This is a genomic window from Rhizobium sp. 05L429 (assembly GCF_056397645.1).
This window is the reverse complement of record NZ_JBFTNV010000037.1, coordinates 41,064-59,027: the sequence shown is the minus strand read 5'-3', so window position 1 is coordinate 59,027 and position 17,964 is coordinate 41,064. Positions and strand designations below refer to the sequence as shown.

Below are 17,964 nucleotides of genomic sequence, written 5' to 3'. Positions count from 1 at the left end.
CCAAAACTATCTTGACGAGAAGATAAATTGGGAAGATTATCTTCTCGTGAAGATAAGTATAGCGAACCTGCAGCGTGATCCAAGGAGGAAATCATGTTCCATGTCCTACCGCGTGAAAGCCAGCAGCAGTTCGCCAATCGCACCATCCGTTTCGAGGGCGGCGATTACGGCGCGCCGGTCTCGATCTTCCTGATCGACAACGAGCCTGGCCAGGGGCCGGACCTGCATATTCACCCCTATACGGAAATGTGGATCGTGCGCTCCGGCAAGGCGCGCTTTACCGTCGGCGAGGAGACGCTGGAGCCCAACGTCGGCGATATCGTCATCGTCAATGCCGAGACGCCGCATTGCTTCAAGAATGTCGGAACGACGCGGTTGGAGCTCACCTGCATCCATGCCAGCCCCGAAATCATCCAGAGTTGGGTTTGACGCGGTTTATTCGGCAGCGCTCTTCAGAAAATCGCTGTCGGGCGCATCGGCTGAGCCTGGTGCGGTTTCGGCCTGCAGGTCCGGAAAGGCAACGATGCGCTTGCCGCTGAAATCCGCGTGCACGACGATGAGCCCTTGCTCCTCGAAATAACCGAGCAGCCGGCGCGCGCGACGGGCTGAATGAGTGCCGTAAGCACGAGCGATACGGGAATCAGAAGGGCAAGCCTCGCCGCCGATCGCAGCCTTCGCCATCATCAGGAACACGCCCTGCAGATCGTCGGTGACGCCGTTCGACAGTGAAAGTGCCGTCGCCCACGCCTCGCCTGCCGCCATTTCGGGATCGACGCCGGAGCGCGAAACCGCAACGCGCCGTCGGAATTCCGGCAGCGACATCGGCGGACCGGGAACGCGGCGCATGCGCAGCCGCACCAGGAACTCCTGATAGAGAATTGCATCGGTGCGGAAGCCGGAGCCCGGATCGTCGAGGATTTCGGCGAGCACGCCGGCAAGCCGTTCCTCACGCTCCTCGGCCGAGATTTCCGGCTGCGCCACACGCGGCTCGGAAGCCTGCAACGGTGCTGCTGATGGCGTCGAGCGCGACAGCTCAGCCAGAATATCGGTGGTCGGGCGTGGTGCGGGCGGAGTACGCCGCACGATCGGCCGCTGAAATTCTTCCGGGTCGGGTGTGAAGATCAGGTCTTCCACATCCTGCGGCGCATCCGGCAACGGCATCAGCTTCGGGCTGGAGGAGCGCGCAGAGGTCTCTACATTGCCGATCTGGATCGGCAGCGGCCGGCGCGACAAGGCCGGGCCGAGCGCCACGAAATGACCGCGCTTGAGATCTCGGAACATTTCCGCCTGGCGGCGATCCATGCCGAGCAGGTCTGCGGCACGCGCCATGTCGATATCGAGGAAGGTACGGCCCATCAGGAAGTTCGAGGCTTCGGCCGCGACGTTCTTCGCAAGCTTTGCAAGGCGCTGCGTGGCGATGACGCCCGCAAGCCCGCGTTTACGTCCGCGGCACATCAGGTTGGTCATGGCACCGAGCGAAGCCTTGCGCGCATCTTCCGACACATCGCCGGCGACCGAGGGCGCAAACATCTGCGCTTCGTCGACCACGACGAGAACAGGATACCAATATTCGCGATCGGCATCGAACATGCCGTTGAGGAAGGCGGCAGCTGCCCGCATCTGCTGCTCGATATCGAGACCTTCCAGCGTCAGAACGCAGGATACGCGGTGCTGGCGGATACGGTTGGCAATGCCGGCAAGCTCGGCCTCGGTGCGCTCACCGTCGACGACGACATGGCCGTAGCGGTCGGAGAGCGTGACGAAATCACCTTCGGGATCGATGATGACCTGTTGCACCCATTGGGCTGACTGTTCCAGCAGACGGCGGAGAAGATGCGACTTGCCGGAACCGGAATTGCCCTGCACGAGCAGACGCGTCGCCAGTAGCTCCTCGATATCGAGCGTCGCCGGAGCGCCGGACGCCAGTCCCATATCGATGCCAACCTGCACGTCCAATTCCCCTTACAAATTCCCGGCCCGTCTCTAGCAGATTCGCAGGCACTGTTGTCGTCAAACCGTCAAGAACCCACAGGGAAAGTCAACCTTGGGAAATAGCGCTTCACACCGCCTCGCGCTCGATAAGGTCGCCTGCCATCTCCGTCTGCGTCGGGATCAGCAAACGGGTGCAGAGCAGGCTGACGAAAAGCGGTACCAGCAAGACCGCAAGCCCCACACGCAAGCCCAGGAGTTCGCCGAGAAAGCCGATGATCGGCGGCCCGATGAGAAAACCGCTCAGGGCTGCGAAGGAAAGCGTCGCAACGCTTGAAGCGGGCGGGCGGTCGGTCAGCGAGGCAACTGCCGTCACCGCAAGCGGAAATCCGACCGAAACGCCGACACCGACTGCTGCAAAGCCCAGCAGGGCAAGCGGMGTCGCCGGCGCAAAGAGAACGACAAGCATGCCGGCAAGCGAGGCGATGCCGCAGCCGCGGGCAATGGCAACCGCGCCGAAACGGCCTTTCATGTAATCACCGCTGAAGCGCCCCGCCGCAACCATGAAGGCAAAAACCGAATAACCAAGGCCGGTTTGCGCGCCCGCGGCATTCATGACATCGCGGAGGTATACCGCCGACCAATCGGCGATCGCACCCTCAGTCATCGTCACACCGAAGACGAAGGCGCAGATCCCGAGCAGGGCAAGACTGGGCGGCTTGAAGCCGGTCTTTACCTGCGAATTCTCCTCGTGGTGACTTTCAGGCAATTTCGGCAGGCGCAGGCTGGTAATCAGCCCGGCCGGCAGGACGACGATCGCCGTGATCAAGATCGACCAGTGCGGTGAAAGCCCGATGGCTATGGCACCAACACCGATCAGGCTGCCGACCATGATGCCGAGGCTCCAGAAGCCATGGCAGCGGCTCATGATGATCAGCCCCGTCGCCTTCTCCGTCACATCGGCCTCGACATTCATGCCGAGTTCTACCGTCGAGAGCGCGACCCCGACGATCATCAGGGCAAAGAATAGAAGCGTGGTGCTGGGCGCGAAGGCCGGCAGCGAAACCACCGCAAGAAAGAAGATGAAACCATAGATGATCGCCATACGCCCGCCGATGCGCGAGACGAGGCGGCCGGCAAACGGCAGGGTGATCAGCGTGCCGATCGGCAATCCCAGAAGTGCGACGGCGAGATCGGCGGTACCGAGTTCAAGCTTCGCCTGAATATCAGGAATGCGCGGCAACCAGGCGCCAAAGGCTATCGGTTGCAGAAAGAAGATCAGCATGACTAGTCTTTGCAGYGGCACAGCCCACCCCTTTGCATCTTGAGCACCAAACACCCGCTCGCGATTCCCCGCGGAGATCTTGCGCGATGAGACAGATGAAATAAAGCGCGCAGTGCCTTCTCAGGCGCTCAGCCCGAAACCTTGCATCAGCCGCCGGGTGGCAAAATCGGGATTGCCAGATGTAAAGACGGCAAAGTCGAAATTATCCGGGTGAACCGCATCGGCCACCTGCGGCACCAACGTGCGGGCGCGCCGCGCAATGGCTTCCGCCGGATCCAGCCAGTCCACCGGCCAAGGCGCCAGCCTGCGGAATAGATTGGCCATGAAGGGATAATGCGTGCAGGCGAGCACGACGATATCTGTCTTGCGCCCGTCCTTTTCGACGAAACACTGCTCGATTTCGGCCGTCACAGCCTCATCGGAAACGGTATCGCCCCGGATATAGGCTTCCGCCATACGCGCGAGGTTTTCGGAACCCACGAGCCGCACATGGCATTGCTGCGCGAAGGACTGGATAAGGTCACGCGTGTAGGCGCGCTTGACCGTGCCGGGGGTGGCCAACACCGAAACGAGGCCGGAGCGCGTGCGCTCGGCGGCAGGCTTGATGGCCGGCACCGTGCCGACGAAGGTCATCTGCGGAAAGGCGGCGCGCAAGTCTGCGCCCACAAGCGTAAAGGCCGTGTTGCAGGCGATCACGCAGACTTCCGGGTCGTAGTCTTCGAGCAGCTTGGCGAAGAGCCCGATGATCCGCTCCTTCAATGCCTGCTCTTCCCAGCMGCCATAGGGAAAGCCGGCATCGTCGGCAATGTAGATGAAGCCGCGCTCCGGCATCAGCACGCGCGCCTCGCGCAGCACGGTCAGCCCGCCTATGCCTGAATCGAAGACGAGGACGGGTTTCAGCTCATTCGTCGGCGCTGTCATCGGTCGGGGCACCCTTGCCGGATCGAGAAAAACCGCCCGCGCGCGGCTTGTCGCGCGAAAAGCGGTCGAGGGAGGAGATGACGCCGCGCARCACGCTGATTTCCTGTTCCGTGAAGGCCCGGCGAGAGAGGACAGCACGCAGGTTGTCGACCATTTTCGGCTTTTTCGAGGATGGGTGGAAATAGTTGCGTGAATCGAGCGCTTCCTCGAGCTGATCGAACAAGCCGAAGAGCTGCTCCTTGGTGGAGGGCCGCTGCTCGAGCGCCTGGAACGGCACGGCCTCCAGATCCTCCAGGCTCGATTTCATCCATTCATAGGACATCAGCAGCACGGCCTGGGCGATATTGAGCGAGGCGAAGGCCGGGTTGACCGGGAAGGTGACGATCTCGTCGGCAAGCGCCACTTCCTCGTTGGTCAGGCCCCAGCGCTCGCGCCCGAAGAGGATGCCGGTTGCTTCGCCCGCCCGGAACCGGCTGCGCAGAGTTTGCGCGGCAAAGACCGGAGCGCGCACCGGCTTGTAATTGTCGCGGCTTCGCGCCGTCGTCGCATAAACGAAGTTGAGGTCGGCAATCGCCTCTTCCAGCGTGGCGAAAACCTGAGTGCCCTCGATCACGTGATCGGCCTTGGAGGCTGCGGCCTGCGCCTTCTCGTTCGGCCAGCCGTCGCGCGGATTGACGAGGCGCAGATCGACAAGACCGAAATTCGCCATGGCGCGCGCCACCATGCCGATATTCTCGCCCATCTGCGGCTCGACCAGAATGATAACCGGCCCTTCGGCCAGAAGTTGACGCTCGCTGTTCGTGCCCGCCATCGTATTTCCTATTCCTGATTTACGGGCGCAATAGCTTTGCTGGCCGTAAACGGCAAGTCCCGCGTCTCTGCGGGATAGAGCCGCTCCAGCGTCGAGCCGATCATTTCGACGGCAAGCCGCGTGCCTTCCCGCCACAGCGGCAGGTGGCGGCCGGTCGGCCGCATCTGCTTGCGGATGACGAGGAAACATTCCGAGCCGCGTGGTGCAGCCGCGTCCAGAACGCCGATATCGTCAGCGATCCTGCGCTTCAGATCGTCGTCGACGGCATCGGCCGTGTGGTTGCGGGCCAGAATGCGCGACCAATAGGTGATCGAAAGGAAGATCGCCAATGTCTGGCGGATCTGTCCCGGCCTGGTGACAATGGACCAGGTGGAGCCGAGAGGGCGCGCGGCGAGCGTAATGTCGCGGTAGCAGGCATCGACCTTCTGCGAGATGACGATGAGTTCCGGCTGGCTCTTGTTCGATACGGCCGACAGCAGCTCCTTCAGGGTGTCGAACCACTTGGCGACCGCCGTATCGAGTGCCCCGCGCGTGCGTGCCGGCAGGACGAGGAAGGCAACCAGCGTTCCCGCGATCGCGCCGATGACCGTTTCCTCAAGTCGCAGTTTCAGGAGATCGAAGGTCAGGACACCCATCATGCCATAGACCAGGCAGAGCACGATCGAGATGAAGAAGGTCATCGTCGCATAGGAACTCTGCAGGAAGTAGAAGGCGAGGAAGACGCAGACGATCGAAACGGCAATGGCAATACCCATCTGGTGGGAAAGCAATGAGGCCAGCACCAGGCCGAAGGCGATGCCGAACAGCGTGCCGATCGAGCGCTGCAGCGCCTTGATGGCCGTGTCGCCGCGCGAATTGGTATTGCTGAAGACGAGGAAGGAAGCGAGCACCGCCCAGAACCAGCGCTCGCGCGACAGCGCCAGCCCGAGCGTCATGGCAATCGCCGCCGCCAGCGTGATCTGCAGGGCAGAACGCATCACCGGGTTCTTCAGCGAGAAATCGACTGCCGTGGGCGTGCTGACCTCCTCGACAGAGGCGATCTCGGCAAAATCCGTCCCGCGCCCGGTATCGATCGTTTCGATGAGCTGCCGGCGCGCCGCTCCGAGCCAGAGCAGTGCCCGCGCCGTCTCGCCCTGCGGCTGGCCTTCCATATCGGCGACTGCCTTTTCCTGCGCAGACAACACTGCCTTGTCATCCTCGATGACGGCATGGATGAGCACAAAGGATGGCGCACTTTGATAGCTCAGCACGATGGCGCTTTCAGCCGCCAAATGCGCATCGAATAACCGGATCGCCAGTTCCGCGGCCGGAGCGGAAGCGCCATCAAAAACGCCGCCCGGCGGGCGCGGAATGAAGCTCTCGGCCATCAGCACTACTTCTTTCAGCCGGTCTTCCAACTGGCGCAGTTCCTGCCGATCGGCCTCATCGACCTTTCCATCCGCTGCAAGGGCAGCGAGCTTGAAGAGGATCTGATTGATGCGGCCCCGCACGCTCTCCAGTGAACGCAGCAGGTCGCGCCGCCAATTGTCGGGCAGAAGCACCGCCCTCACCCAATGGCTAACAAGCGCCGAGACAACAGGGCCGATCAGGACGACAGGCAATTCCCCGATCGTCGGGTGGAAGTAGGAGCCCATGAAATAGGAGGTGAAAGCGAACATGCCGATCGCAAAGCCACGCGGGCCGTAAACGCGCGCCACCGAGGCGAGGAAAATCACCACGAGGAAGATGAAATCCGAGAGGACGCGATGCGATTCAAGCACGGCCGCAATGCCGACCACCAAGAGGCTCGCAAGACAGCCGAGCAGCCTTGTGATGAGCTGGCGCGTCGAGCCCTTGTCGCGCACGGCAACCCCGCCTTCGATCGACAGCACGATGCCGAGGCCAAAGGAGGCGATCGGCAGCGGCACGACAAGCATATGGATCAAAAGCAGGATCGCGAAGGACAGGACGATCGACAGCGTGACGCGCGAGCCCATGCGCAGGCGCGAAAGCGCCGGGTCGTTGGCGAGCAGCCAGTCTCGGAATTCAAATCCGGAAATCACCCTTGCCAGTCCTCATGCGCACCTGACGCGACGACACCCGAGAGCCAGATACCGTCGTCGCGGCAAAAATCAAATCACATCCGGCATCGCCAGCATGGTGATCCCTGGGCGTCACCGGTCGGCGATCCCCAGCTTCATTCGCCATTGGCGATCTGCACCATGGCTTCCTTCAGCGAGATCGGCCCCTGCCCCTCCTCGCCCTGGATCATGATGTCGTCGATGACGGCTTTGCTGTTCTCGTCGATCACCTCGAAACGCACGGTCGTGAGGGCATCCTTGTCGGGTGTGCCATCCATGCAGGTCGCCGCCTTGAATTTGACGGTCACTTCGGTCGTGCCGTTTGCCGGCTGGCCGCTTTCGATGGAAAGATCCTGCAGCGGGCAGGCATCCTGGCCGTTGACGATCACGTCGTAATCGAAGGGGGAGATGCCGTCTTCGTCGGCTGCCGGGTTCTGCGCAGCAGCCTTGTATTTGTCCCCAAAGTCCTTGCTGTAGAGCCGGTTTAGCGTGGCCTCGTCGAAAATATCGATCCAGTCGCTGTTGTCGCCCGCCCAGTTCTTCTGCGTGTCCTTCATGATCTCCTTGACCGGCGCGGTCGCGTCGGCGGCAGCCGAAACGCGCGGCAGGACAGACAGCGCGGCAATGAGGCCGGCGAACAGAACGGCGATCTTTTTCATGGCAAAATGTCCGGGACTCGGGGGCTTCTGTCGGCGAGACTAGCCATTTTCCCGCACTTGGCAATGGCGGCAAAAACGCATTTCGGCGGCCGTTATACTTTGCCTTCCCGGCTCACAATGCTATAGCGCTCCGGACCACATCACCCACCCGGGGACAGCCGTCCMTTTCCTAAGCTTACGAGGCAGATACATGAAGAAGATCAAGGTCGCCAATCCCGTCGCCGATCTCGACGGCGATGAAATGACTCGCATCATTTGGCAGCTCATCAAGGATAAGCTGATCCATCCGTATCTCGACCTCGACATCGATTACTTCGACCTCTCTGTCGAAAACCGCGACGCCACCAACGACCAGGTGACCGTCGACGCCGCCAACGCCATCAAGAAGTACGGCGTCGGCATCAAGTGCGCGACGATCACGCCGGACGAAGCGCGCGTCAAGGAATTCAACCTCAAGGAAATGTGGAAGAGCCCGAACGGCACGATCCGCAACATCCTCGGCGGCGTCATCTTCCGCGAGCCGATCATCTGCCGCAACGTTCCGCGCCTCGTTCCCGGCTGGACACAGCCGATCGTCGTCGGCCGTCACGCTTTCGGCGACCAGTACCGCGCAACCGACTTCAAGTTCCCCGGCAAGGGCAAGCTGACGATCAAGTTCGTCGGCGAAGATGGCACCGTCATCGAGAAGGAAGTCTTCAACGCACCGGGCGCCGGCGTCGCCATGGCCATGTACAACCTCGACGAGTCGATCCGCGAATTCGCCCGCGCCTCGATGATGTATGGCCTGATGCGCAAGTGGCCGGTCTACCTGTCGACCAAGAACACCATCCTCAAGGCMTATGACGGCCGCTTCAAGGACATCTTCGAAGAAGTCTTCGAAGCTGAATTCAAGGATCAGTTCAAGGAAGCCGGCATCACCTACGAACACCGCCTGATCGACGACATGGTCGCTTCCGCGCTGAAGTGGTCCGGCGGTTACGTCTGGGCCTGCAAGAACTATGACGGCGACGTCCAGTCCGACACGGTCGCTCAGGGCTTCGGCTCGCTCGGCCTGATGACCTCGGTCCTCTTGACGCCCGATGGCAAGACGGTTGAAGCCGAAGCCGCTCACGGCACGGTTACCCGCCACTACCGCCAGCACCAGAAGGGCCAGGAAACCTCGACGAACTCGATCGCTTCGATCTTCGCCTGGACCCGTGGCCTCGCGCACCGCGCCAAGCTCGACGACAATGCCGAACTCGCCAAGTTCGCTGCCACGCTCGAAAAGGTCTGCGTCGACACCGTCGAAGCCGGCTTCATGACCAAGGATCTGGCGCTGCTCATCGGCCCGGATCAGCCGTGGCTCTCCACCACCGCATTCCTCGACAAGATCGACCAGAACCTGCAGGCCGCGATGGCCTGAGCCCTGCTCGGATGAACGATCGAAAAACCCGGCCTCTGCGCCGGGTTTTTTGTTGTCTGTCAGGTGTCGGCCTTGGCGTCTAAATTAGCAGATGCTTTAAGAATTAAGCCTCGCGTAAGTTGCAATGGCTATCAATTCGCTCGCCTAGGCATGGAGGTTCTGATGGCCAAGAAGAGTTTTGTCCCCGAATTCCTGCAACTTGTAAGGCTCCTTGCGCGACGCGAGGGGCAGGATATGATTGTTTTTTATCTTGATCTTGCTTTGCTTGAGACCCAGACCCAACATTACAATCAGCGTTGGCGATTGCCTTCCGGTCAGACTGCCGCCGGCGACGCACCGACATCGACCGAGATCATCCGCCGTGCTGCTCTGAAGACGCCGCCTGCACCAAAGGTTGAAATCTCCCGCGCCAATGCTACGAAAAGAGCATGGGAAAGAGGAGAACAGGATGACCGAGGAAATCACCTTCTACACCAACCCGATGTCGCGCGGCCGGATAGCGCGGTGGATGCTGGAAGAAACCGGCGTACCCTATCGTACCGAAATCCTGACATTCGGCGGGACGATGAAGGAGCCGGACTATCTGTCCGTCAACCCGATGGGCAAGGTACCGGCCATCCGTCACAGGACGACGATCGTGACGGAATGCGCGGCGATCTGTGCGTATCTTGCGGACACGTTTCCGCAGGCAGGGCTCGGCCCGCAGCCCGATGAACGGGCCGATTATTACCGCTGGATGTTTTTCGCCGCCGGGCCGCTGGAAGCTTCCGTTACGCTGAAGGCGCTCGGCTTCGAAATCCCGCAGGAGCGGCTGCGCATGGCTGGCTGCGGTTCCTTCGGCGATGTCATGGGTACGCTGGAAAAGGCGGTTTCGGCCGMCTCTCCCTATATCGCCGGCAAGCGCTTCACGGCGGCTGATGTCTATGTCGGCTCGCATGTCGGCTGGGGCCTTGCCTTCGGTGGCATCGAGAAGCGCCAGGTTTTCGTCGACTATTTCGGCCGCCTTGCCGGACGCGATGCCTACAAGCGGGCAACCGCGCTGGATGACGAGGCGGCGAAAGCCATGCAGGCGGCCTGAAAGCAATTCCAGCAAAACTGTGCAGCGGTTTTGCGTCCGGAATTGCGTAGGAAAAAAGCCAAATCAGGCGAGAGGCATATAGATATCAGTCCGTAGCTCGGTCGGCGCGACTTCGCGCGGATTGTTGAGATACTCCTCGAACATGACCTTGTCGCGGATCTGTCGACCCGAGGCTGGCAGCCACTGGGCGTAGAGCCACTGGTAGGCCTTGTACATATCGGCATAAGGCCCCTTGTGGTGCAGCACGGCGTAGTCACCGCCTTCCACCATGCGCCGCTCCAGCGGGGTGTTTGCCGTCGTCTCTTCACCTGCCGTGACACAGGCGACGGAGCGCAGCTTCTCGGCCTGCACGAGATCGGGATCATCGAGATAGACGCCGATCATTCGCATCTCGGGTTTTGCGAGCCCGCGGGCATACAATGTGCCGAACAGCGTCTCGAAGGCCTTGCCGATCTCCATATAGGAGCCGGTATGGGGAACGCCGACCAATTCGAGCGGCGGGATGGTTTTCAGGCTTACGTCAAACATGGCAGGTGCCTTTCCGGAGGTTGAGGGTTCGAAGACTGTATGGCTTCCCTCTTTCCGATAGCGTGCCGGCGGCATTCCATAGACCGCCTTGAAGATGCKGTTGAAGGATTGGAGATTGGGATAGCCTGATCGCTTCGCAATCTCGCTGACATCAAGGTCCGTGCGGACGATATCGCCCGCCGCGCGATGCAGCCGCAGCCGCTTGACGGTCGCCGCCAGCGTCTCGCCATAAATCGCCCGGTAGATCCTGTGCCAGTGATAGCTCGACAGGCAGGCGATCTCGGCCAGCCGCTCCATATCCAGATCCTCGTCCAGATGGTCGTGGATATAGGACGAAACCCGTCTCAGACGGTTCTCGTAGAGCGCCCAGGCCGTTTCACCCACCATGTCAAACCCTTTGCTGTTCGATCGGCCATAACAAAGCATAACCCGATTTGACAAATCCTGCGGACTTGAACCTTCGGCGAATCCGGCGTAGAGCGGAATTCCGGCTCAAACCCATGAGGAAGACTGATGCCGGATTTTTCCACATTGATACTTTTCGCCGCCGCAGCGCTGGTGCTGACCGCCACGCCCGGCCCCGACATGCTGCTGATCGCCTCGCGCAGCATCAGCCAGGGACGCGCTGGCGGATTTCTGACCTATGCGGGCATCTCACTCGGCACCTACTGCCACGCCCTTGCCACAGCTTTCGGGCTTTCCCAGCTCTTCATGACCGTACCTGCCGCCTTTGAAGCCGTACGCTGGGCCGGCTGCTGCTATCTGCTTTATCTCGCCTACAAGACCATCCGTTCGGAAGGCACAGCCTTTGCGCCGGCTGCGACGCTGAAGCGCCTGTCGGGCAGGCGCATCTTCTTCGCTGGCCTAGCAACCAACTCGCTCAATCCGAAAATGGCGCTCTTCGTCATCGCGCTATTTCCGCAATTCGTGAATGCAGAGAGCGGCTCCATGACCGCGCAGATGCTGGTGCTTGCCAGCGTCCTGAACGGCATCGGCCTCGTCGTGAATGGTGCCGTCATTATCCTCGGAAGCCAGATCCGTTCACGGCTTGGCTCGATGCGCCGTTTCCCGAAGCTGCCGCAATATGCGCTGGCAACTGTCTTTACCGGGCTCGCCTGCCGTCTCGCGCTGCAGACCAGAAACTGACCGCCCTGCAGTCACCTGTCTAAGCACGCGCGCCGAAGACAAAACCGGCTGCGAAATCCAGGATCTCGCAGCCGGTTCTGATGTCAAACTGTTGTCAGGCCAATGATCAGCCGGCGAGCGCAACCGCAACGGCCTCGAGCGCCTCGTCGGCCTTGGCTCCGTCAGGGCCGCCGGCCTGGGCCATATCCGGACGGCCGCCGCCGCCCTTGCCGCCGAGCGCGGCGGATGCGACGCGCACCAGATCGACGGCACTGAAGCGGCCGACGAGATCGGGCGTCACGGCGACGACCGCACTGGCCTTGCCATCTTCGGAAACGCCGATCAGCGTCACCACGCCGGAGCCGATGCTGGCCTTGCCGTCATCGGCGAGGCCCTTGAGATCCTTAGGGTCGACGCCAGCTATGGCCTTGCCGAGGAACTTGATGCCGGCAATCTCGCGCACGGCATCGGCAGAACCACCCTGCCCGCCGCCCATGGCGAGCTTGCGCTTGGCATCGGCCAGTTCCTTTTCCAGCTTGCGACGCTCATCGATCAGCGCCTCGACGCGCGTCAGCACTTCTGAAGGCTGCACCTTCAGCGATGCGGCGAGCGTCTTCACGCGGTCGTCCTGCTCGGCGAGATATTCGCGAGCCGATTCACCGGTCACCGCTTCGATACGGCGGACACCGGCACCAACGGCGCTTTCGCCGAGGATACGAATGAGGCCGATCTGGCCGGTCGCCGACACATGCGTTCCGCCACAGAGTTCGATCGAATAGGGCCTGTTGGCCTTGGCGCCATGCAGACCCGTGCCCATTGAAACGACACGCACTTCATCGCCGTATTTCTCGCCGAAGAGCGCCATCGCGCCTTCCTCGATCGCATCGTCGACGCTCATCAGGCGTGTCGTAACAGGCGCGTTCTGCAAAACGATCTCGTTGGCCATCTCCTCGACAACCTTCAGCTCMTCTGCCGACATCGGCTTCGGATGCGAGACGTCGAAACGCAGGCGCTCGGGCGCKACCAGCGAACCCTTCTGGGCGACATGGGTGCCGAGCACTTCGCGCAGAGCCTCATGCAGCAGGTGGGTCGCCGAGTGGTTGCCACGTAGCCGCGAACGGCGCGCATGATCGACCGTCAGCACGACCGCATCGCCGTCCTTGAACACGCCTTCGATGACCGTGCCCAGATGCACGAAAAGGCCTTCGCCCCGCTTCTGCGTATCTGAAATCTCGATCTTGCCATGGTCGGACGAGATCACGCCGGTATCGCCCATCTGGCCACCGGATTCACCGTAGAATGGTGTCTGGCTGACGACGATCTGCACCTTGTCGCCGGCCTTGGCCTCGGTCGCAACAGCGCCATCCTTGACGATCGCCTGCACCACGCCTTCAGCGGTTTCGGTGTCGTAGCCCAGGAATTCGGTCGCGCCGTGCTTTTCCTTGAGCTCGAACCAGACGGTCTCCGTCGCCTTCTCGCCGGAGCCGGCCCAGTGCGAGCGTGCCTCTGCCTTCTGGCGCTGCATCGCATCGGTGAAGCCGGAAATGTCGACGCCGATCTCGCGGGCGCGCAGCGCATCCTGCGTCAGGTCGAGCGGGAAGCCATAGGTGTCGTAGAGCTTGAAGGCGGTCTCACCGTCAAGCATATCGCCCTTGGAAAGGTCCGTGGTCGCGTCGGAGAGAAGCGAGAGGCCGCGCTCCAGCGTCTTGCGGAAGCGGTTTTCTTCGAGCTTCAGTGTTTCGGAGATCAGCGGCTCGGCGCGCACCAGTTCCGGATAGGCGCGGCCCATCTCCTGCACCAGCGTCGGCAGCAGCTTGTACATCAGCGGCTCCTTGGCGCCGAGAAGCTGCGCATGGCGCATGGCGCGGCGCATGATGCGGCGCAGCACATAGCCGCGGCCTTCATTAGACGGCAGAACGCCATCGGCGATCAGGAAGGCCGAGGAGCGCAGATGGTCGGCGATGACGCGGTGGCTGGCACTGCCCTCAGCCTTAGCGCCCATCGTATCCTCGATGGTGGCGATCAATGTGCGGAACAGGTCGGTGTCGAACACGCTCTGGACACCCTGGAGAACGGCGGCCATGCGCTCCAGGCCCATGCCGGTGTCGATCGACGGACGCGGCAGCGGATTGCGAACGCCGGGCTCGGTCTGTTCGAACTGCATGAAGACGAGGTTCCAGAACTCCAGGAACCGGTCACCATCCTCTTCCGGCGAGCCGGGAGGGCCGCCCCAGACATTCTCGCCCTGGTCGATGAAGATTTCCGAGCACGGGCCGCAGGGGCCGGTATCGCCCATCTGCCAGAAATTGTCAGAGGTCGGGATGCGGATGATCTTGTCGTCGGAAAAACCGGCGATCTTCTTCCACAGCGTCGCGGCTTCCTCGTCTTCGGAATAGACGGTCACCAGCAGACGGTTCTTCGGAAGGTCGAAGCCTTCGGTGACGAGCTTCCAGGCAAGCTCGATCGCATTCTCCTTGAAATAGTCGCCGAAGGAGAAATTGCCGAGCATTTCGAAGAAGGTCAGATGGCGCGCGGTATAGCCGACATTGTCGAGGTCGTTATGCTTGCCGCCGGCGCGCACGCATTTCTGCGAAGTCGTTGCCGTCGAATAGGGACGCTTTTCGAGACCGGTGAAGACGTTCTTGAACTGCACCATGCCGGCATTCGTAAACATCAGCGTCGGGTCGTTGCGCGGCACGAGCGGGCTCGATGAAACGATCTCATGGCCGTTCTTCTTGAAGTAGTCGAGGAAGGTCGACCGGATATCGTTCACACCGCTCATTTCATGCCCTTCGATGCTGCCAGCAGGCAGGTAAAACCAAATTCATCGGCTTTTATCGTTCGACCTTGCCACTGTCCAGCGAACAAACAAAACCGGCCGCATTCTCGTGAAGGAATGCGGCCGGTACGAATGTGCTTCAGTGGTCAGGGCGAATTACATGTCGCCGGMATCACCTGCATCGTCGCCGGCGTCAGGGCCGCCATTCTGTAGGAAGCGGTCGGCAATCAGGCCGGCGTTCTGGCGCAATGCCGTTTCGATCTCGCGGGCGAGATCCGGATTGTCGCGCAGGAAAGTCTTGGCGTTTTCGCGGCCCTGGCCGAGGCGCTGGCTGTTATAGGAGAACCAGGCGCCCGATTTCTCGACGATGCCGGCCTTGACGCCGAGATCGACGAGTTCGCCGGTCTTGGAGACGCCTTCGCCATACATAATGTCGAATTCGACCTGCTTGAAGGGAGGCGCCATCTTGTTCTTGACGACCTTGACGCGCGTCTGGTTGCCGATCACCTCTTCGCGCTCCTTGACCTGGCCGATGCGGCGGATGTCGAGGCGAACGGAGGCGTAGAACTTCAGCGCGTTACCACCAGTTGTCGTTTCCGGCGAACCGAACATGACGCCGATCTTCATGCGGATCTGGTTGATGAAGATCACCATGGTATTCGACTTGGAGATCGAAGCCGTCAGCTTGCGCAGCGCCTGGCTCATCAGGCGAGCCTGAAGGCCTGGCAGGCTGTCGCCCATTTCACCTTCGATTTCGGCGCGCGGCGTCAGTGCGGCGACCGAGTCGACGACGAGGACGTCGATGGCGCCGGAACGCACCAGCGTATCGGTGATTTCAAGCGCCTGCTCGCCTGTGTCCGGCTGGGAGATCAGGAGGTTCTGCAGATCGACGCCAAGCTTGCGGGCATAGACCGGATCGAGAGCGTGTTCGGCGTCGACGAAGGCGCAGATGCCGCCCTTCTTCTGGGCTTCGGCAATGGTCTGCAGAGCGAGCGTCGTCTTACCAGAGCTTTCCGGACCGTAGATTTCGACGATGCGGCCCTTCGGCAGGCCGCCGATGCCGAGCGCGATATCGAGGCTGAGCGAACCCGTGGAAACTGTTTCGATCTCGACGATGCTCTCGTTCGAACCGAGTTTCATGATCGAGCCCTTGCCGAACGACCGCTCGATCTGTGAGAGTGCCGCTTCGAGCGCCTTGCTTTTGTCCACCGATTTGTCCTCTACGAGCCGCAATGAATTCTGAGACATTCGATCCACCTTTAGGTTATTGACGCTGCTCAAGCAATGTCGCCGCTGATGCGAAGTTTGTACCTGATTTGTTCTTATTTCGCAATGGGGTTGCAAATAATTGAAAGAAAAAGGTAAAACGGCCTGTGTTCTATTTTTGTTTTATCGATGCAAAGCAACGGCTTAATAAGCCACCGGGGCTGAATGCGGGTATTTCGGAGCCTATTCGATTCGCTTTGGGAGAGCAGAAATGAGCGGCAAGATTCTCGTTCTCGGTGGCGCCCATATCGATCGTCGCGGCCGCATTGCCGGCGAGACGGCACCCGGCGCCAGCAACCCCGGGACATGGTTCGAGGAACCCGGCGGCGGTGGCTTCAATGCGGCCCGCAATCTGGCTCGACTCGGCTTCGACGTGACGATGATTTCGCCGCGCGGCGGCGACCCGATCGGCGAGACGGTGAGCGAGGCGGCCGACCTTGCGGGGATAGACGACCGMCCCTTCGTCTTCCTCGACCGCAAGACGCCGAGCTATACGGCGATCATTGAGAGGGACGGCAATCTGCTCATCGCGCTGGCGGATATGGAGCTCTACCGCTTCTTCGTGCCGCGGCGTCTGTCGATCCGCTGGGTGCGCGATGCCTTCGCCGCTACCGATTTCATTCTCTTCGACGCCAACCTGCCGGAGGAAACGGCAGCTGCGATCGTCGCAAGGGCAAAGGCGCTCGGCAAGCCGGTGGCGGCCATCGCCATCTCGCCGGCCAAGGTGGTGCGCCTCCTGCCCTGCCTCGACGGCATCGACTATCTCTTCCTCAACGAGGCCGAGGCTGCAGCCCTTGTCGGCCACCGGCCGGAGGATGCTGCCGCTTGGCCGTCCCTGCTCGGTGACATCGGCGTCAGCGGCGCGGTCGTCACCCGCGGCCAGCGCGAGCTCGTCGCCTTCAATGACCATCGTGCGCTCGTCCTACAGCCGCCGATCTCGGAGACAGTGGCCGATGTCACCGGCGCCGGAGATTCTCTGGCAGCCGGCACGCTCTCGGCCCTCATGCGTGGCCTGCCGCTGGAAGAAGCGGTGCGCCATGGCACGGCTGCAGCCGCCCTTACTGTCCAGTCACGGCACGCCGTGAACGAAAATCTCTCGCCGGATCTTATCCGCGACATGCTTTCGCTTGTCCCGGCGGCGAGAATTCTGCAATGAAGCGGCACCATCGATAAAGGGACACCGATCATGACCAAACCCATTTCGCCCCTGCTGCCGATCTCCTATTCGAAGGAAGTGGCCGCCGCCAAGCAGCGCGGCGCCCCGATCGTGGCGCTCGAATCGACCATCATCACGCATGGCATGCCCTACCCCGGCAATATCGAGATGGCGCGCAGCGTCGAATCGATCATCCGCGATCAGGGTGCGGTTCCCGCCACCATCGCTGTCATCCACGGCACACTTCATATTGGCCTTGAGGCCGCTGAGCTCGAGCAACTCGCCCAGGCGAAGGATGTCTTGAAGGTGTCGCGCGCCGATCTCGCCTTCGCCATCGCCGAGCGCCGCACGGGTGCGACGACGGTCGCCGCGACGATGATTGCGGCAGCGCGGGCCGGCATCAAGGTCTTTGCGACAGGCGGCATCGGCGGTGTCCATCGCGGTGCTGAAGAAACCTTCGATATCTCGGCTGATCTCGAAGAACTGGCCCGCACCGGCGTCATCGTCGTTTGCGCCGGCGCAAAGGCGATCCTCGATATTCCGAAGACGCTGGAAGTGCTGGAAACCCGCGGCGTGCCCGTCGTGACCTATGAGAGCGATGAATTCCCGGCCTTCTGGTCGCGCGCCTCGGGCATCCGCAGCCCGCTCACCCTGAACAGCCCGGCAGCGATCGCCAATTTCCAGACGACGCGCGAACAGCTCGGCATCGACGGCGGCATGCTGATCGCCAATCCGGTTCCGGAAGCCGACGAAATCGCCCGCGAGGAAATGGAAATCTACATCGAGCGCGCCCTCGACAGCGCCGAACGCGACGAAGTCACCGGCAAGGCGGTAACACCTTACCTGCTGAGCACGATCTTTGACCTGACGGACGGGCAGAGCTTGAAGACGAATATCGCGCTGGTGGAGAACAATGCGCGGCTTGCGGCTGAGATTGCCGTGGCGCTTGGAGAATAAGGATTGAT

15 protein-coding genes are annotated in these 17,964 nt (G+C 61.4%); 6 read left to right on the top strand and 9 right to left on the bottom strand.

Going from position 1 to position 17,964, the window contains the following annotated elements; all coding sequences use genetic code 11:
- Positions 1 to 93 precede the first annotated feature (93 nt).
- Positions 94 to 429, top strand: coding sequence for a cupin domain-containing protein (locus AC1DNW_RS29470; RefSeq protein ID WP_113310674.1), 336 nt, complete (start codon positions 94 to 96; stop codon positions 427 to 429).
- 6 nt (positions 430 to 435) lie between these two features.
- On the opposite strand, the gene AC1DNW_RS29465 is transcribed toward AC1DNW_RS29470, so the two are convergent.
- The 6 genes from AC1DNW_RS29465 to AC1DNW_RS29440 all read right to left on the bottom strand — a co-directional run bounded on the left by AC1DNW_RS29465 (position 436) and on the right by AC1DNW_RS29440 (position 7,665).
- A complete protein-coding gene (locus tag AC1DNW_RS29465) occupies positions 436 to 1,950 on the bottom strand; it encodes an ATP-binding protein (protein WP_113299454.1) in 1,515 nt (504 codons plus the stop codon).
- Positions 1,951 to 2,059: 109 nt separating this feature from the next.
- Positions 2,060 to 3,235: an MFS transporter gene (locus tag AC1DNW_RS29460; RefSeq protein ID WP_113310676.1), complete on the bottom strand. Its 1,176-nt coding sequence runs from the start codon at positions 3,233 to 3,235 to the stop codon at positions 2,060 to 2,062.
- 99 nt (positions 3,236 to 3,334) lie between these two features.
- The gene (murI, locus tag AC1DNW_RS29455; RefSeq protein ID WP_477855244.1) at positions 3,335 to 4,135 is read right to left on the bottom strand and encodes a glutamate racemase; all 801 of its coding nucleotides are present in this window, start codon (positions 4,133 to 4,135) and stop codon (positions 3,335 to 3,337) included.
- Positions 4,116 to 4,946, bottom strand: a complete 831-nt coding sequence (locus AC1DNW_RS29450; RefSeq protein ID WP_113310678.1) for an RNA methyltransferase — start codon at positions 4,944 to 4,946, stop codon at positions 4,116 to 4,118. Before AC1DNW_RS29450 ends, murI begins: the two co-directional genes overlap by 20 nt.
- A gap of 8 nt (positions 4,947 to 4,954) precedes the next feature.
- Complete coding sequence (locus AC1DNW_RS29445) at positions 4,955 to 6,988, bottom strand: FUSC family protein (RefSeq protein WP_113310679.1); 2,034 nt, start codon at positions 6,986 to 6,988, stop codon at positions 4,955 to 4,957.
- 134 nt (positions 6,989 to 7,122) lie between these two features.
- Positions 7,123 to 7,665 (bottom strand): hypothetical protein, encoded by a 543-nt coding sequence (locus AC1DNW_RS29440; RefSeq protein ID WP_113310680.1) that lies wholly within the window; start codon positions 7,663 to 7,665, stop codon positions 7,123 to 7,125.
- 190 nt (positions 7,666 to 7,855) lie between these two features.
- Between AC1DNW_RS29440 and AC1DNW_RS29435 the strand changes: the two genes are divergently transcribed.
- Positions 7,856 to 9,067, top strand: a complete 1,212-nt coding sequence (locus AC1DNW_RS29435; protein ID WP_113299460.1) for an NADP-dependent isocitrate dehydrogenase — start codon at positions 7,856 to 7,858, stop codon at positions 9,065 to 9,067.
- A gap of 448 nt (positions 9,068 to 9,515) precedes the next feature.
- On the top strand, positions 9,516 to 10,145 hold the full coding sequence (locus tag AC1DNW_RS29430; RefSeq protein WP_477855243.1) for a glutathione S-transferase family protein: 630 nt from the start codon (positions 9,516 to 9,518) through the stop codon (positions 10,143 to 10,145).
- A 63-nt stretch (positions 10,146 to 10,208) separates the two neighbouring features.
- Here the strand turns inward: AC1DNW_RS29430 and AC1DNW_RS29425 are convergent, their stop codons facing one another.
- Positions 10,209 to 11,060 (bottom strand): AraC family transcriptional regulator, encoded by an 852-nt coding sequence (locus AC1DNW_RS29425; protein ID WP_477855242.1) that lies wholly within the window; start codon positions 11,058 to 11,060, stop codon positions 10,209 to 10,211.
- 126 nt (positions 11,061 to 11,186) lie between these two features.
- Here AC1DNW_RS29425 and AC1DNW_RS29420 point away from each other — a divergent pair, with 126 nt between their 5' ends.
- Complete coding sequence (locus tag AC1DNW_RS29420) at positions 11,187 to 11,819, top strand: LysE family translocator (RefSeq protein ID WP_477855241.1); 633 nt, start codon at positions 11,187 to 11,189, stop codon at positions 11,817 to 11,819.
- A gap of 106 nt (positions 11,820 to 11,925) precedes the next feature.
- On the opposite strand, the gene alaS is transcribed toward AC1DNW_RS29420, so the two are convergent.
- The gene (gene alaS / locus AC1DNW_RS29415; RefSeq protein ID WP_477855240.1) at positions 11,926 to 14,580 is read right to left on the bottom strand and encodes an alanine--tRNA ligase; all 2,655 of its coding nucleotides are present in this window, start codon (positions 14,578 to 14,580) and stop codon (positions 11,926 to 11,928) included.
- A 153-nt stretch (positions 14,581 to 14,733) separates the two neighbouring features.
- On the bottom strand, positions 14,734 to 15,825 hold the full coding sequence (gene recA / locus AC1DNW_RS29410; protein ID WP_477855239.1) for a recombinase RecA: 1,092 nt from the start codon (positions 15,823 to 15,825) through the stop codon (positions 14,734 to 14,736).
- Positions 15,826 to 16,054: 229 nt separating this feature from the next.
- Between recA and AC1DNW_RS29405 the strand changes: the two genes are divergently transcribed.
- Complete coding sequence (locus AC1DNW_RS29405; RefSeq protein WP_113310684.1) at positions 16,055 to 16,999, top strand: carbohydrate kinase family protein; 945 nt, start codon at positions 16,055 to 16,057, stop codon at positions 16,997 to 16,999.
- A 30-nt stretch (positions 17,000 to 17,029) separates the two neighbouring features.
- Positions 17,030 to 17,956, top strand: a complete 927-nt coding sequence (locus tag AC1DNW_RS29400) for a pseudouridine-5'-phosphate glycosidase (RefSeq protein WP_113299467.1) — start codon at positions 17,030 to 17,032, stop codon at positions 17,954 to 17,956.
- Positions 17,957 to 17,964: the final 8 nt, after the last annotated feature.